The organism is Thalassospira sp. HJ (genome assembly GCF_000948415.1).
GTDB lineage: Bacteria > Pseudomonadota > Alphaproteobacteria > Rhodospirillales > Thalassospiraceae > Thalassospira.
The window spans coordinates 271,066-287,720 of the sequence record NZ_JYII01000019.1 but is presented as its reverse complement, the minus strand read 5'-3'; the positions used below and the strand labels follow the sequence as shown (position 1 = coordinate 287,720).

Below are 16,655 nucleotides of genomic sequence, written 5' to 3'. Positions count from 1 at the left end.
CAGGACAAAGCCATGACCCGTGTAACCGTTTCCATCGAAGATGACCTGATGGAGGCCTTTGATGCCTTCCTTGATCACCGGGGCTACACCAACCGGTCCGAGGGATTTCGCGATCTGATCCGGGAAAAGCTTCAGAACACCAAGCTTGAAGAAAATGCCGACGGGGTCGGGATTGCGGTTCTGAACTATGTCTATGATCACGAGGAACGCATGCTGGCATCACGCCTGATGAGCACCCAGCACGAACATCATAACCTGACGGTCTCGACCGTGCATTTCCACATTGATCATGACACCTGCCTTGAAAGTGTGACGCTGCGCGGAAGGCTCTCGGAAATTCGGGCCTTTGCCGACAAGGTGCTGGCCCAGCCCGGTGTGCGCCACGGACAGCTTTATACCGTTCCGGGCGAATTGCATGTCGAAACCCATCATCACGGTGATGATCACCACGGCCATGCCCACAAGCACGAGCACTTGAAAATCACCACCTGACGGTACTGTTGGTCTGGCTAAACTGTGGACGCTTTGGAAATGCATGTCGGGAGGGAGCCGTCCCGGGTTGCCGTGCGATGGCTCTTAAAATCGCAAGGCATGTGACAACTGCACCTCCCATCCCCTGAGGGATACGCGTTTGGGACGCGATGGCAAAAAGCATATAGCTTGCCGGCAAAAATACAATGTGCCGAGAGTCCAAATTAATATGCATTCCGTCCAATTTAGGTGATGGCGGACCATGAGCCTGTTTTGTGCGACAAATGGTTTGAGCCCGTTCCCATCTCCATAAACCGTAAAAATGAGAACAAACTTGCAACATTCGAAATTTTGTGAGAATGTTCGCATTATGTTCTCAGTTGTTTTGTCGATGAGAACGCGGTGGCAGGCCGCGGCAAGAGACAAGACAGTCTAGCGGTGGCGTTCCGCAATTAGGTCCGGGGAACCGCCTGCGTTGCATCCAACCCGGCCCTGTGGAATAAGAGAGTTCGAGCAATGATTCAGACCGCGCTGCATTTGGTGGATAAGGATACTATGGATAAGCAGAAGGCACTCGAAGCCGCCCTTGGGCAGATCGAACGGGCATTTGGCAAAGGTTCGATTATGAAGCTGGGTCAGCGGGAAAGCGCCGTTGATATCTCCGCAATTTCAACCGGTTCGCTCGGTCTTGATATTGGACTGGGCATTGGCGGTCTGCCGCGTGGCCGTATCGTCGAGATTTATGGCCCGGAAAGTTCGGGTAAAACCACACTGGCACTCCATACCATCGCCGAAGCCCAGAAGCTTGGCGGAACCTGTGCCTTTGTTGATGCTGAACACGCCCTTGATCCGAGTTATGCCCGCAAGCTGGGTGTAAACACTGACGAACTGCTGATTTCCCAGCCGGATGCTGGTGAGCAGGCCCTTGAAATCGCCGACACGCTGGTGCGGTCCGGTGCGATTGATGTTCTGGTCGTCGATTCGGTCGCTGCCCTCGTGCCGCGTGCGGAACTCGAAGGTGAAATGGGCGATACCCATGTTGGTCTGCAGGCCCGCCTGATGAGCCAGGCGTTGCGTAAACTAACCAGCTCGGTCTCGCGTTCGAACTGCATGGTTATCTTCATCAACCAGATCCGTATGAAGATCGGTGTGATGTTCGGCAGCCCGGAAACCACCACCGGTGGTAACGCGTTGAAATTCTATGCCTCTGTTCGCCTTGATATCCGTCGTATCGGCCAGATCAAGGACCGCGACGAAGTCGTTGGCAACCAGACACGCGTCAAGGTCGTCAAAAACAAGATGGCACCGCCCTTTAAGCAGGTCGAATTTGACATCATGTATGGCGAAGGCGTCTCCAAGATGGGCGAGATTCTTGATCTTGGTGTCAAGGCCGGCATCGTCGAGAAATCCGGTTCCTGGTTCTCCTATAACTCGACCCGTATCGGTCAGGGCCGCGAGAACGCGAAAAGCTTCCTGCGCGAGAACCCGGAAATGACCCAGGAGATCGAAAACAGCATTCGCGAGAGTGCCGGTCTGATCGCCGAAGCCATGACCAATATGAGCGAAGATGAACCGGTCAATGACGATTGATCTTTCATGATCATCGTCTCTTGCCGAAGAACAGAATGAAAAAACGGGCTCCCTCGGGGCCCGTTTTTTTGTGCCCCAAAATGATCATGATTCAGAAAAGACATTTAAAAACAATATTTTGAATGGGATCTGAAGGCCAAAAATCATCAGGTGAGATGCGATCATAGGAACAATTCATGGTTGTCGTCGTTTGAATTCCTGTGAGCACGTTAAAAAGAGCAAACAGGAGAACGAACATGTCGAACACCATGAAAAAGCTTCTCGCGATTCTGATGATTTCGGGCATGGGCCTTGGTCTTGCTGCCTGTGAAACCGCCGAAGGCTTTGGCGAAGACGTCGAAGATGCCGGTGAAGCAATCCAGGATGGCGCTTCCTGATCCCGAACGGATCAATTCGCATAACCCTTAATAATAACCTTGGGAGAATCCCATGTTAGGTTGGGCAATATTCTGTTTGATTCTGGCTCTGATCGCTGCCGTTCTTGGCTTTGGCGGTCTTGCCGGGACCTTCGTTGGCTTTGCAAAGATCTTGTTCTTTGTCTTTGTCGCGCTGTTTGTGATTTCCCTTGCGGTCAACGCATTCCGCGGCCGCGGCCCGCCAGTCTGACGGGCAGAGATTTGCAAAGCTCTGACACGAGCAACGCATGTAGAAAAGGGACGCCCAAACGGCGTCCCTTTTTTGTGTCCGGATTATCGTTGCGCTGGCGGGTGCGATAACGGTTGCAAGCCCGATGCCCCAAGGCCAGAATATCACGATAAACAACAAGACGGGCGACATGCCTGTTATCCGGACTTGAATGGAGCATCCTGAACAGATGAAAACGATCACAAAACGTCTTATGGCCGTCCTGATGGTTCTTGGTTTTGGCCTCGCCCTTGGTGCCTGCGAAACCGCCGAAGGCTTCGGGCGCGATATGGAAAACCTTGGCAAGACGATTCAGGACAGTGCAAACGACTAGTCCGAAAACGGTCCGCCGCAATATGGCCCGCCTTTATACCGAACGCCTCGAGCTTTCGTCCGCGCAGCTGGCTGATATCCCCGATCTTTATGCCTTCCTTGGCGATCATGATGCGATGCGCTTCACCCATTGCGATGAAAGCTTTGCCGCTTGTCGCAAGCGCGTGCTGGTCCATGAATGGTTCCGGCGCCGCGACGGCTTTGCGCCATGGGTCGTAAGGTTGCGTGAAACCGGCGACATCATCGGTTGGGGCGGGCTTTATACGGATCCGTTCGATCCCGGCTGGGGACCGGAACTTGGCTATTACTTCGCACCAACCGCATGGGGGCAGGGTTTTGGGCGGGAGCTGGCCAACGCGGCCCTTACCTATGGCCGTGACAACACATCACTCACGCACCTGACCGCCTTTGCCCATCCCGAAAATATCGGATCACGCAAATTGCTGTTGGGGCTTGGGTTTGAGCCAGTGGGCTTTGTCGAGGCAATGAACCGGGATCGATTCACATTTTCACTCCAGCGCGACTGAAATTCGGGTTCGCAAAGGCGGTTTGAAAGCCAGCTGATCCCTTAAATCCGGAAAACTTGCGGCAAATGCCCCGGACTCCTTTCGCCTGACTGGACAGGGCAGGGCCGAGCCGCTAAATAGGGCAGTCCGTTCGCCAGCATGGCGGGCGCAGTTTTTCCGCGTTTTCCGGGTTGGAGAGATATGCAGACCGTTAACGATATCCGCACCACGTTTCTGGAGTTCTTCCGCAAGAACGGCCACGAAGTCGTTTCCTCCAGCCCGCTGGTGCCGCGCAATGACCCTACCCTGATGTTCACCAACGCCGGGATGGTTCAGTTCAAGAACGTTTTCACCGGCCAGGAACACCGCGATTATTCGCGTGCCGCGACTTCGCAGAAATGCGTGCGCGCCGGGGGCAAGCATAACGACCTTGAAAATGTCGGTCATACCGCGCGCCATCACACCTTCTTTGAAATGCTCGGCAACTTCTCGTTTGGCGACTACTTCAAGGAAAACGCGATCGAATTCGCCTGGAACCTGATCACCAAGGAATACGGTCTGCCCAAGGACAAGCTGCTGGTCACGGTCTATCACACCGATGACGAGGCACATGGTCTTTGGAAAAAGATCGCTGGCCTGACCGATGATCGCATCATCCGTATCCCGACCTCTGATAACTTCTGGTCGATGGGCGATACCGGCCCGTGCGGTCCGTGCTCGGAAATCTTCTTTGACCATGGCGATCACATCTGGGGTGGCCCTCCGGGTAGCCCGGAAGAAGACGGCGACCGTTTCATTGAAATCTGGAACCTCGTCTTCATGCAGTACGAGCAGATGGCAAATGGCGAACGCGTTGACCTGCCAAAACCGTCGATTGATACCGGCATGGGTCTGGAACGTATTGCCGCTGTCCTGCAGGGCAAGCACGACAACTATGACATTGATTTGATGCGCGCGCTGATCGAAGCATCGGCAGACGCCACCAATACCGATCCGGATGGTCCGCATAACGTTTCGCACCGCGTGGTTGCCGACCATCTGCGTTCGACTAGCTTCCTGATTGCTGATGGCGTTCTGCCGTCCAATGCCGGTCGCGGTAACGTTCTGCGCCGTATCATGCGCCGCGCGATGCGCCATCTGCACATGATCGGAACCCAGGATCCGGTGATGTATGAACTGGTCCCGGCGCTGGTCCGCAAAATGGGCAATGCCTTCCCGGAACTTGTCCGTGCGCAGGCATTGATCGAAGAAACCCTCAAGCTTGAAGAGCAGGGCTTTAAAACCATGCTTGATCGCGGTCTCAAGATGCTTGATGACGCGACCGATGGCATGGGTGAGGGCGCGACCCTTTCGGGTGATGTCGCCTTCAAGCTTTACGACACCTATGGCTTCCCGCTTGATCTGACCGCCGATGCGCTCAAGGAACGCAAAATTGGCATCGATGAAGACGGTTTCACGTCCGCCATGGAAGAACAGAAAGCCAAGGCACGTGCAGCCTGGTCCGGTTCGGGCGAAGCGGCGACCGAGGAAGTCTGGTTTGACATCAATGACCGTGATGGTGCGACCGAATTCCTCGGCTACGAAACCGAAAGTGCGGAAGGCGTTGTTACTGCCCTGATCAAGGACGGTGCCGAAGTCAAAACCGCATCCAAGGGTGACGAGGTTGCCGTTCTTGCCAACCAGACGACCTTCTTTGGCGAGTCCGGTGGTCAGCAGGGCGATGCCGGTGTGATCAAAACCGAAAACGGTGCGATCATTGAAATCACCGACACCCAGAAAAAGCTGGGTGCTTTGCATGTGCATCTCGGCAAAGTGACCGAGGGCGAGGTCAAGGTTGGTGATGCCGCGGAATTCCGCGTTGATCATAGCCGCCGTTCATCGCTTCGTGCCAACCACTCGGCGACCCACCTTCTGCATGCGGTTCTGCGCAAGCATCTTGGTGACCACGTGACCCAGAAGGGCTCGCTGGTGGCGGCTGATCGTCTGCGCTTTGATATCTCGCATCCCAAAGCCGTCACGGCCGAGGAAGCCGCGGTGATCGAAGCCGACGTTAACAGCCTGATCCGCGAAAACAGCGAAGTCACCACCCGTCTGATGACCCCGGACGAGGCGATTGAGCTCGGCGCGATGGCGCTGTTTGGAGAGAAATACGGCGATGAAGTCCGCGTTGTGTCGATGGGCCTGCCGGTTGCCAACGAACATGCCTATTCGCTCGAACTTTGCGGCGGTACGCATGTCAAGCGCACCGGGGATATCGGCATGTTCAAGATCGTCTCCGAGGGTGCTGTTTCAAGCGGTGTCCGCCGTATCGAAGCTCTCACCGGTGCCGATGCTGCCAAATACATGTCAGCACGCGAAAACGTTCTGACGGCGGTTGCATCTGACCTTAAAGCCGTCCCGGAAGACGTCCCGGCACGCGTCAAGGCGCTGCAGGAAGAACGCCGTCGTTTGGAGCGCGAAGTTTCCGATCTGCGCAAGAAGCTGGCGACCGCTGGTTCTGGCGCGGCATCCGGTGGTGACGCGTTCAAGGAAGTCAACGGTGTCAAAATCGCACTGCGTTCGCTTGACGGTATTCCGGCCAAGGAACTCAAAGGCATGGTTGACGAGCTCCGCGAACAGATGGGCTCTGGCATTGTGGCGCTGGTTTCGGGTGACGGTGGCAAGGCTTCCATTGTTGTCGGCCTGACCGAAGACCTTAAAGACACATACAGCGCAGTCGATCTTGTCCGCATCGGTGTTGAAAAACTCGGTGGCAAGGGTGGCGGTGGCCGTCCGGACATGGCACAGGGTGGTGGTTCCGACCCGTCGCAAGCCGACGCCGCACTGGCCGCGATCGAGGCACATATCGCAGGCTAAGCGATACCATCCGCAAAAGTATGATGAATAAAAAGGGCCCCGATCGGGGCCCTTTTGTTTTGTCTGAAGATTGGCGATCATGCCAGCGGTAGCAGGATATCAGTGATGGCTTCATGCTCGGCGACGTCGGGATAAAACGCGATCCGCTGGAAGATCAGCGGGAAGTCACCCGGCGTTTCACCGCTTTGCGGCAGCCAGTCACGATAGAGTGAAAGCGCACTGTCGCCCAATGTCTGGTCGCTGCCGATATGGCGCAGCTTGGCGTAGCGTCCGGCGGGTAGGGTTTGCACATAAAGCCCTTTTTGTTTGTCTTCCTCGGACAATTCCTGATCGGTGACCACGGCAAGACCCATACGGAATGCGTCGGGCGGGGTATCGTCGGGATTACACCAGACGATATTGAAGGTGGCATGTTTTGACGGGTGCAGATGATGGATTTTGCGCCAGGCAATGAAGCGCTGAATGGTTTCACCAATCCGGGCTGGCGGGCCGATATGATCCATGCAGGCAGTTCGGGTTTCCGGGAAATCGATGATGGTGACAGAGCTGGTTACTTCGTTGGTCATGGTGTCCCTCCGGACCTGCTGGAGTTTGGCGTAAGGCGCTTGCCAGTTGTCCCAGTCGGGATGGTTGCGAAAGTCTGACGGGCTTTGATCATGGAGTTTGCGAAAGGCGCGTGAAAAGGATTCCGCGTTTTCGAACCCTGCGTCAAAGGCGATATCCGTGACCGGAATATCTTTGCGAAACAAAAGGCTGTTCGCGGCACGACGCATACGAACCAACCGGACATACTTTGTGGCCGAAATGTCAAACAGGGCGGCGAACTGGCGATGGAAATGAAAGGGTGAATAGGCGGCAACCCCGGCCAGTTCCGCCAAACCCAACGGTCGGTCCGCATTGTCATCGATATGGGCGATGACACGGGCAAACCGGTTTTGCAGGTGATCTTGCGGGCTTTCAGGCATCGGGATCGCTTTTCAACGGACTGGTTACGGACTTGATGCCATCAGTTTGCCCGGAATGGAAAAGGATTGCCTGACCATTCTTGCGGTTCAGGTGTCTTTTTCGCAGCCTCGATTGTTTGCCGGTTCCTGATGATGCAGGACCCGCGTTGCGGCCCTTAGCACGGCTTTGCGGTCGTTTTCTTCGGGCACGTTGCGCTCAGCCATACTGGCGATCATGCGGGCATGGGTGCGCAGGGTGTCGCGTTGTTGATCGGTGTGGGCAAGCCGCATCAGGCTCTCCAGCACTTCGGCCATCGGTAGCAAGACATCGGGTTTGCTGGCGGCTGATTGTCGGATCTGGTCATAAGCCGCCCCCAGCATGCCGTCGAAATCTGACAGCAGGGCTTTGAGGCGGACCTCATCGCTATCATCAATCCAGATGCCGACGGGATAGCGGAACTGCATGGCATGCGGTAGGGCACGGCCAAGGCGATAAACCGCGGCAATGGCGGTAAACGGGTCATTGATCCCGGGCGACAGCGCACGCAAGGCGACCTCGACCAATTGGCGGAGCGCAAACTCGACATCAAGCATCGCGGTCCGATGTGTGCCAATCATGATGGCGTCGAGAATGTCGGCATGGCATTGATCGATATTCTTGGTCGAAGTGCCGTCTTTGGCGGGATCAATCTGCCCGACGATATCGCCTGCCAGCACATGTTGACCTGCCCGGATCACCAGCGAGATGCGGGTATCAGTTCCCTTGGCGATCTCACAGATTTTTTCATAATCGATGCCCTGCACATAACCAGACGATCCGATGCAGATTGCTTGGTCTCGCGCGATGTCTTGGGGATCGGGCAAGCGTGACTGTGCCTTTTCGGCGGCCTTGATTGGCTCAGACAGGGTGGTGCAGGCCGACTGAATGGTTTCTTCAAGGTTCTTGCCAACACGCTGAATGACTTCATCGGCAACGATGGACCGGCCGAGGTGATGAACAAACAGGATCAGGACAAAAACACTGATAACAAACAGCGCAATCCCGACCGTGGTGGCAAGATGCGGCACCGGCGCGCTTCCCGGGTTGCTGCCCATCATCACAAGGGATGTGATCAGAAACAGGATGCTGCCGACAAAGATGCCAAGCGCGTTCTGGGTTTTGGTATCGCCCATAAAATTGCGGATCATGCGCGGGCCAAGCGATCCGGCGGCAAGGGTCAACACCACCATCGTGATCGACAGCGCAAAGGTCGTCATGGTGACAAGGGTGGCCAGCAATGTTTCAAGCAGGCTGCGCACCGTGTCGATATCGCTAAAGCCCGGCAAGATCTCGGGCAGGATATCGCGCAACCAGTCCTGTGGAAGGGCCATCACGCCAACAGCAATCGCCGCCCCGCCCACTGCGAAAAGCAGCGGCGACAGCCACAGGCTATAGGCCAGAAATTCCCAGACGCGGATCAGGCGTTGAACCATGATGCAAGGATCCCTTTTTGAACCAAAGGCAGATCAAACAGTGTCGCGTGATCCAGATCAGGGAAAACGCAAAGCACATCATATGATTAAACGCCGGTTATGGCATGCGGTTCCCGCTTGGGCCTTTTGACGGCGGGAACGCTGTTGGAAGGGGGCGGAAAAGTAGCCTTCTCAGATCAGATATCGATCTCTTCAATGGCAGCCATCTTGATTAGGCGATCGGCCTCGGCCGTGCCTTTGCGGGCAGTGTCCGGAAGCTTTGCCAATTGATCGGCAGCGTTTCGGATATCATCAATATCCTCGATCCCGTCGCAGACCTCCATCACCCGGTTCCAGATCGCATCATGATCCATGCCGCCCATGACGGTCAGGGCAATCGCACGGTTCAATGTCGCCTGCGGGTGATCGGCATCTTGCGAAAGGATTTGTTCAAATGCCTCGAACGCTGCGATCAGATGGCCTTCCCGCAGGTTGATGACACCGAGATCATTTGATGCGCTGAGCGATGACGGATTGATGCGCAGCAGTTGCTCAACCGCGCGCCGCTCGCTTTCGAAATCCTCATTGGCTCGATGGCACTTGGCGATCAGGCGATGAAGGGTTTCCGAGCCAGGATTGTGATGTGCCGCCGATTGCAGCGATGAAAGGGCTGCGTCATAGCGTTCAAGTGCAATCAATGCTTGCCCGCGCAGCGCAAGCAATTCCGGGTCGGTCGGCTTGTTGCGAAGAACGATATCGACGTGGTTCAAGGCGCCGCGCGCATCGCCATTTTGCAACAGAGCGCGTGCAATGTGATGCAGGCAGTCTTCATGACCCCCATCAGATTGCAGCACCGTGCGATATTCACCGACTGCTTCGATGACCGAACCTTTTTCATGAAGGGCGCGCGCCAGTCCGAAGCGGGCATCCAGATTATCCATATCTTCGCCAAGTGCCTGGCGCAGCATGTTGATTGCGGCGTCATATTGACACCGTTTCAAGGCCGCAAGCCCCATATCAGAAAAGGACATTGCATTCATAGGAGGTCTCCCAATCCAATCGCAATCCGTTGCCCGGATATTAGGGTCAGAACCCATTAATTTGTTTTGAATGGTTCACCGGATTTGTGCGGATACGCGGAGCAAAGTCGCCGGAAGATATTCATCTTTCAAGGCTTTGCGACAAAGTAGCCCGTGCAAATCCGGTGAATCCGAAGGACAGACGTTGTATTTGCAACCTCCTGCGTCAAACCCCTTGGCCGGGACACCGGCCCGCCCAGCGGACTTTTCCTTGGACTTCACAAATACAACGTCTGCCATTCAAATCAAATTAATGGGTTCTGACCCTAGATTTATCGATTAACGATGGGATTATAGTCCCCAAACCGATCATTGCCAGCCCTATGTCGTCACGAATTGATGACGGTGGATCAAGTGTAGGTGTGATGGGCCAATAAACAATTAAGGCCCCGGAAATTTCCGGGGCCTTTAGAGGTAACGCAGCACGTGCCTTAAAGCTTATGGATCATCTTGATTTCCATGAAGTCCTCGAGGCCGAACAGGCCACCTTCGCGGCCATTACCCGATTGTTTGTAGCCACCAAACGGGCTGCCGGCGAGCGGGGAGGAACCGTTTAGAAGAACCATACCGGCGCGCAGTTTGCGGGCAACGCGGTCAGCCTTTTCGGCGTCCGGGGTCTGGACGTAGGCCGCCAGGCCATAAGGCGTGTCATTGGCGATGGCGATGGCTTCTTCTTCGGTATCAAACGGGATCATCGAGACGACCGGGCCAAAGATTTCTTCGCGGGCGATGCGCATATTGTTGTTCACATCGGCGAAAATCGTCGGCTTGGTGAAGTAGCCTTCATTGGTGTCATCGGGCTTGCCCGCACCACCGACCAGAAGGGTGGCACCTTCGTCAATGCCTGCCTGAATAAGGGTCTGGACACGGTCAAACTGGATGTGGCTGACCAGCGGGCCGATATGATCACCTTCCTTGGTCGGATCACCCACCGATGCTTCTTCACCAACCCGTTTGGCGACCTTGACGGCTTCGTCATAGATCGAACGCTGCACAAGCATGCGGGTGGGCGCATCACAGGTCTGGCCGGAGTTGTTGAAGACGGCATTCACACTCCAGGCAATACGATCTTCGATATCGACATCGTCAAACACGATGTTGGGCGACTTGCCGCCAAGCTCAAGCGTAACGCGCTTGATGTTTTCCGAGGCGTCCTTGGTGATCGCCTTGCCCGCCCGGGTCGATCCGGTAAAGGACATCATGGTGATGTCGGGATGACGCGACAGGGTTGCACCGGCAATCGGGCCTGCGCCCTGAACCATGTTGAATGCGCCGGCTGGGAAGCCTGCCTCATGGATCATTTCGGCATAAAGCATGGCGTTAAGCGGGGTGAATTCGGACGGCTTGAGCACACAGGTGCAGCCAACGGCCAACGCCGGTACCACTTTGAGCACGATCTGGTTGATCGGCCAGTTCCACGGCGTGATCAGGCCGCAAACCCCGATTGGTTCGCGCAGCAGATGCTCGCCGTTATACAGGGTTTCCTCGGTCTTGAGCTTTTTCAGCGCAACGATGAAATCTTCGAGGTGGGCAGTGCCGGCTGCGGCCTGCTGTTCGTGTGACATGGTGGTTGGCGCGCCGAGTTCCTTGGTGATGGTATCTGCGACTTCGCCATAGCGGCGCTTATAGATCGCAAGCAGGTTTTCAAGCCAGCCAAGGCGCTGTTCAAGGGTGGTCTGGCTATAGCTTTCAAAGGCGCGCTTGGCTGCGGCGACCGCAAGGTCGACATCTTCTTCGCTGGCCAGCGTGATTTGGGTGATGACTTCTTCGGTGGCCGGATTGATCACGTCCATCTTTTCCGATGAAATCGGATCTACCCACTTGCCGTTGATGTAAAATTTGCCTGCGTTATCCATAGGAGCCTTCCTGATCATTTGTGTGGTTCGGGCCGGGGCTTTATCCCCGACGCTGGTGGCGCGGTTTCAGGTTCGTTCCCTCAGCCAGCTTTTTATGATGTCGCGATGGCGTTCGCCGCCATAGCTGGCAAAATGCCCGCCATGCACGATCCGGACCGGCAAATCATAAAGCCGTTCCATCGATCGGACATAGTCGGTTGCATTTGCATGATAAGTGTCTTCGATCAAAGGTCCATCATAAACAATGTCCCCGGAAAACAGGATGCCGGTCGCCTTTTCCCAAAGGGCAATGCCACCGGGTGAATGACCCGGTGTGTGAATGACCTCGAAATGGCGATCACCAAGATCAATCACATCGCCATCCTCGACAATCCGGGTGGCCGGTGCCGCCTTGACCGCATAGGTGGTCGAGGCATAGGGAAGCGGCGGCAGTTTGGTGAAAATCTCGTCCGTGACATAGGGATCAGCCAGCGTGTTCTTGCGCGTTGGTGCGGCAAGAAGATCGGCCTCACAGCGATGGCACACCCGGTTTTCAAATTCGTGGTGGCAGCCGATATGATCAAAATGGGTGTGGCTGGCAACCGCCTGAACGGACCGTTCGGTGACAAGCGGCACCCATTCGGTCAGGGATACAACCCCCATGCCACTATCGACCAGCATGTCGCCATCGCGCCCACGGACATGCCAGATGTTGCAGCGGTAAAATTCCTCGATAAACGGCTCGCCGATATAGGTGACGTCATCGCCAACGGTTTTGAGGCTGTACCAGTCTTCGGGTTTGGCGCGGTCCATATTCGTCTGGCTCATGACGCGGCACTTTCTTGTATCGGGTGGGGCGGATGGCCGGGCAGCAGCACGATAGAGGCCGGATCAAGGGTTAGCTCCACCCACGCACCCGGTTCAATGATCGCTGATTGCGGCATGTGGGCGGTGATCGTCATGCCGGGATAATCAAGCGGGCTTAGATGGGCGCGATGATGGGTGCCAAAAAACGATCCGTCTTCGACCTTGGCCTTGCCAAGCGTGACACGCGGTCCGGTGCCGGTGCTGGCCCGGAAATGTTCAGGTCGGATGGCAAGGGTCACCTGGGAATCGGGAGTAAAGCCCGCGTGGTCAAACGCCGGAAGTTCGACAGAGCCAAGTGCCGTCTTGATGGTCAGCGTTGTTTCGGTCGCACTTTCAAGCGTTCCGGGGATGAAATTGACCTCGCCCATGAAGCTTGCCGAGAACAGCGTTTTGGGCTGCATATAAATGTTTTCGGGGCTGCCGACATCTTCGATCTTGCCGGCATTCATCACCACGATGCGATCGGCAATCGCCATGGCTTCTTCCTGATCGTGGGTGACGTGGACAAAGGTGGTGCCAACCCGTTTCTGAATGGCTTTAAGCTCATCCTGCATCTGACGACGGAGCTTGAGGTCGAGCGCGCCCAACGGTTCGTCGAGCAACAAAACATCGGGTTCAACTGCAAGTGCCCGGGCAAGGGCGACGCGCTGGCGCTGGCCGCCAGACAGTTCATGCGGTTTCTTGTTCGCCGATGTCTTGAGCCCGACCATATCAAGCAGTTCTTCGGCCTTTGCATGGCGTTCGGCCTTGCCGACCTTGCGCATCTTAAGGCCGAAGGCGACGTTGTCGCGCAAGGTCATATGCGGGAACAGGGCATAATCCTGAAACATCGTGGTCGTCGGGCGTTTGGCGGGGGCAACGTCGCCCATATCCTTGCCATCGATTTCAATCGTGCCGCTGGTTGGCGACAGGAAACCACCCAAAAGCGATAACAAGGTGGTCTTGCCACAGCCCGACGGGCCCAGAAGGACGATGAATTCGCCAGCCGCGATTTCAAGGCTGACATCGTCAAGGGCGGTGAAGTCGCCAAAGGTCTTGGTGGCGTTGCGAATGGATACAGGGGCGGTCATTTCTTTGCCGTCCTTCTAAAGACAATCAATTCAAGAATAAGCAGCAGCGCAACCGATACAAGGAAGACAACGCTTCCGACCGCGTTGGTTTTCGGGTTCAGGCCCGAACGCAGCATGCTCCAGATTTCAACCGGCAGGGTGACGTCAAAGCGTGACAGCAGGAATGCGATGATGAATTCATCCCAGCTGAACGTCACCGCCAGGAAAAAGGCTGCAAGGATGGAGGGCATTAACATCGGGGCGGAGACCTGCGTCATCACCTGCCATTCGGCAGCACCCAGATCGCGGGCGGCCCGTTCGATGTTTTTCTGATGGTCCCCCATCGAGGCATAAATAATCGCAAAGCATAGCGGCAGATTGATCACAACATGACCAATCCCGACAGTCCAAAGCGACAACGAGACGCCGACCCAGTTAAAGGTCGTCAGCAAACCCAGCGCAATGATCAGGTAACTGACCGTCATCGGCGCGATCAGAAGCCCGCGTTGCAGACGGGATGCCGGCAGGACAAAGCGCGCCAACCCATAAGCCGCACAGAAGCCAAGGACGCAGGCAACCGTGGCGGAGCCAAGGGCAACCATCAGCGAATTGCCAAGGGCCGACATCAGGCGGCTGTCGGCAAATACCTCGCCATACCATTTAAGGGTCGCGCCGTTAAACGGCGGTACCGGCAGGCGGCCATCCTGAAACGAAAACAGCACCAGAACCGCGACCGGCAAAAAGATGAAGCCATAAAGTGCGATCAAATAGGACCAGGACAGCAGTTTGGAAAAGCGTGAAGAGATCATGTTACGTTCTCTCCATCTTGAGCCAACGGGCGCAGGCAATATAGGCCAGTGTCACCACCACCATCAGAATGATCGAAAGCGTGGCGGCCATCGGGAAATCGGCCCGGCGGCCCAGTTGCAACATGATGACCTGCGGCAGGGCGAGCTCGTTATTGCCACCCAGGATCTGCGGGGTGATGTAATCACCAATGCATAGCACAAAGGTCAGGAACGCCCCGACCATGATACCGGGCAATGTTAGCGGTAACACAACATGCCAGAACACCTGAAACCCGTTGGCCCCAAGATCGGCGGCGGCGCGGCGATAGTTCGGCGGCATCTGCACCAGATTGGCATAGATGGTCAGGGTCAAAAGCATGACAAAGAAATGCACGAACCCGATGACGGTGGCGGTGCGTGTGCTTGCCAGCTCAAGCGGTTCGGAGATGATGCCGAGATAGATCAGGCTATTGTTGATCACCCCGTTTTGCGCCAGCACCAGAAGCCAAGAATAGGAGCGTACCACATAGCTTGTCCAGAAGGGCAGGATCGCCATGATCAGCGCCATACGCTGCCATTTCTGGGGGACACGTTCGGCAATGATCCAGGCCAGCGGATAGGCGAGGATCACCGAAATCAGGGTTACGGTAAAAGTAATCTCAAGCGAGACAAAAAGACCTTTAAGCAAATGGGCCTTTTCAAAGAATTCGATGTAATTATCAAAATTCCACGCCATGACGATCTCGCGCCCTTTGCGGGTCGCAAGACTGATCGCGGCCATGACGATAAAGGGAATAACGAAAAACGCGATGGTCCAAAGCAGGGCCGGGGTCACAAAGCCCCATGCGCGGCGATTTTCGCGTGTTTCAAGGCTGGCAGTGGCCATAACGGTATCCTTTTCGCAAGCCAACCCACTTGAACTGGTGGGGTGGTTGCTTGTCTCTCGCTTGGGGAAAATGAGCGCCGTTCTGGCTTAGTCTAACGCAGTTTGGAACCGATGCCCCGCAAAAAGCGGGACATCGGCAGGTGGCAGTAGACAAGGGATTGCTTACTGCTGGAGCATCTCGACCCAGGCATCCTGCATCTCGGCATCGAGATCAGCATCCGGGATCGGGTAAAGCTGCGAGTTCTTGAGATAGCCTTCCTGATCATCCCAGCGAAGGGCTGCTTTCTGGGCATCGGTCAGGTTTGCGCCAGCTTTCGCGTTGGCCGGCATCCCCCAATAGCATGAGGAGGTCGCAAGACGCGCCTGGCCTTCGGGGCTCAGGATATATTGAACGAATTTCAGGGCCAGATCAGGCTTTTCGGAATCCTTCATTACCCCGATCGACTGCGCCCAGCGAAGGCCGCCCTGTTTCGGGATTACCCAGTCAAGGTTCGGCTTTTCTTCGGACAGCACAGCCGTGATCCATTCACCGCCGCCCACCAGAATGTCGACTTCGCCGGTGGCAAGTGCCGTTTGGGATGAAACAACTTCACCAACCTGTTTGGAGGCCTTTTTCATCGCAAACAGCTTTTCCTTGATCGCAGGCATATCGTCTGCGCCAAGATCCGCCGTATCAATGCCAAGACCCAGACCAACAAGGCCGATCACTGGCAGGTAATAGTCATAAACCGCGATACGACCGGCATATTTGTCCGACCAGATCACAGACATGTCTTCCATGTCCTTGGGATCAACCTTGGTCTTATCAAACGAAATGGTGTTGTAGCCGAACTTCTCGGTAACGGCATAGGTCTTGCCATCAACGATGTTGTTCTCAGCCATCACGACTTCGGGGAAGATATCGGACGTCGGCAGGGCATCGGCCGGGATTTCGGCCAGAACGCCCATTTCAACGGCACGGTGCACATCAACGCCGTCAATCACGAACACATCCCAGTCGCCCGGACGGGATTGCTCGACGATCGAAAGACCGGCACCGGTGCCTTCATATTCCTTGAGATTGACTTTGACGTCGTATTTTTTCTCGAACGGCTCAATCAAGGCCGGATCGGTATGGTCGCACCAGACAAGCGCGTTGAGCTCTTCGGTTGCCTGCGCGCTGTGCACCATGGCAACCGCGCCCAGAATAAAGGTCGCAGTGCTACTCAGAAACTTGTTGCGGGTCTTCCCCGTAGAGACGTGACGAGACATAGGCTCTCCCTGATTTCATATTTGAGGCCTCCCTTGTATTGGGTTCTTCGGCGCTCGTTTCGGCACCGTTGAAAAAATATTGAACGTGTTCATTTTTTGAGTCAATGTAAATTTTGAACCCGTT

The 16,655-nt window shown here is 55.6% G+C and carries 16 protein-coding genes; 7 read left to right on the top strand and 9 right to left on the bottom strand.

Annotated features, from left to right (window positions below):
* Positions 1-12: 12 nt before the first annotated feature.
* From nikR to alaS, 7 genes are all read left to right on the top strand, one after another.
* Positions 13-492 (top strand): nickel-responsive transcriptional regulator NikR, encoded by a 480-nt coding sequence (gene nikR / locus UF64_RS15595; protein ID WP_044829511.1) that lies wholly within the window; start codon positions 13-15, stop codon positions 490-492.
* Positions 493-987: 495 nt separating this feature from the next.
* The gene (recA, locus tag UF64_RS15590; protein ID WP_044829510.1) at positions 988-2,061 is read left to right on the top strand and encodes a recombinase RecA; all 1,074 of its coding nucleotides are present in this window, start codon (positions 988-990) and stop codon (positions 2,059-2,061) included.
* Between the two features lie 236 nt (positions 2,062-2,297).
* Entirely contained in the window at positions 2,298-2,438 is a 141-nt protein-coding gene (locus tag UF64_RS15585; protein WP_044829509.1) for an entericidin A/B family lipoprotein, read from the top strand.
* A gap of 52 nt (positions 2,439-2,490) precedes the next feature.
* Positions 2,491-2,667, top strand: coding sequence for a DUF1328 domain-containing protein (locus UF64_RS19970; protein ID WP_044829508.1), 177 nt, complete (start codon positions 2,491-2,493; stop codon positions 2,665-2,667).
* A 208-nt stretch (positions 2,668-2,875) separates the two neighbouring features.
* Entirely contained in the window at positions 2,876-3,019 is a 144-nt protein-coding gene (locus tag UF64_RS15575) for an entericidin A/B family lipoprotein (protein ID WP_044829598.1), read from the top strand.
* A gap of 22 nt (positions 3,020-3,041) precedes the next feature.
* Positions 3,042-3,545: a GNAT family N-acetyltransferase gene (locus UF64_RS15570; protein WP_044829507.1), complete on the top strand. Its 504-nt coding sequence runs from the start codon at positions 3,042-3,044 to the stop codon at positions 3,543-3,545.
* 180 nt (positions 3,546-3,725) lie between these two features.
* Positions 3,726-6,380, top strand: a complete 2,655-nt coding sequence (gene alaS / locus UF64_RS15565; protein WP_044829506.1) for an alanine--tRNA ligase — start codon at positions 3,726-3,728, stop codon at positions 6,378-6,380.
* 77 nt (positions 6,381-6,457) lie between these two features.
* On the opposite strand, the gene UF64_RS15560 is transcribed toward alaS, so the two are convergent.
* The 9 genes from UF64_RS15560 to UF64_RS15520 form a co-directional block, all read right to left on the bottom strand.
* Complete coding sequence (locus UF64_RS15560; RefSeq protein ID WP_044829505.1) at positions 6,458-7,345, bottom strand: GyrI-like domain-containing protein; 888 nt, start codon at positions 7,343-7,345, stop codon at positions 6,458-6,460.
* 87 nt (positions 7,346-7,432) lie between these two features.
* Positions 7,433-8,797, bottom strand: a complete 1,365-nt coding sequence (locus UF64_RS15555; protein WP_044829504.1) for a DUF2254 domain-containing protein — start codon at positions 8,795-8,797, stop codon at positions 7,433-7,435.
* A gap of 176 nt (positions 8,798-8,973) precedes the next feature.
* Positions 8,974-9,816 carry a lipopolysaccharide assembly protein LapB gene (locus UF64_RS15550; RefSeq protein WP_044829503.1) on the bottom strand — a complete coding sequence of 281 codons (843 nt, stop codon included), beginning with the start codon at positions 9,814-9,816 and terminating at the stop codon, positions 8,974-8,976.
* Positions 9,817-10,286: 470 nt separating this feature from the next.
* Positions 10,287-11,711, bottom strand: coding sequence for an aldehyde dehydrogenase family protein (locus tag UF64_RS15545; RefSeq protein WP_044829502.1), 1,425 nt, complete (start codon positions 11,709-11,711; stop codon positions 10,287-10,289).
* A 66-nt stretch (positions 11,712-11,777) separates the two neighbouring features.
* On the bottom strand, positions 11,778-12,518 hold the full coding sequence (locus UF64_RS15540; protein ID WP_235285098.1) for an MBL fold metallo-hydrolase: 741 nt from the start codon (positions 12,516-12,518) through the stop codon (positions 11,778-11,780).
* The gene (locus UF64_RS21165) at positions 12,515-13,627 is read right to left on the bottom strand and encodes an ABC transporter ATP-binding protein (protein ID WP_044829501.1); all 1,113 of its coding nucleotides are present in this window, start codon (positions 13,625-13,627) and stop codon (positions 12,515-12,517) included. Before UF64_RS21165 ends, UF64_RS15540 begins: the two co-directional genes overlap by 4 nt.
* The gene (locus UF64_RS15530; protein ID WP_044829500.1) at positions 13,624-14,415 is read right to left on the bottom strand and encodes an ABC transporter permease; all 792 of its coding nucleotides are present in this window, start codon (positions 14,413-14,415) and stop codon (positions 13,624-13,626) included. The genes UF64_RS21165 and UF64_RS15530 overlap by 4 nt, the downstream gene beginning before the upstream one ends.
* A 1-nt stretch (position 14,416) precedes the next feature.
* On the bottom strand, positions 14,417-15,280 hold the full coding sequence (locus UF64_RS15525; protein WP_044829499.1) for an ABC transporter permease: 864 nt from the start codon (positions 15,278-15,280) through the stop codon (positions 14,417-14,419).
* A gap of 162 nt (positions 15,281-15,442) precedes the next feature.
* Complete coding sequence (locus tag UF64_RS15520) at positions 15,443-16,531, bottom strand: extracellular solute-binding protein (RefSeq protein WP_044829498.1); 1,089 nt, start codon at positions 16,529-16,531, stop codon at positions 15,443-15,445.
* Positions 16,532-16,655 lie beyond the last annotated feature (124 nt).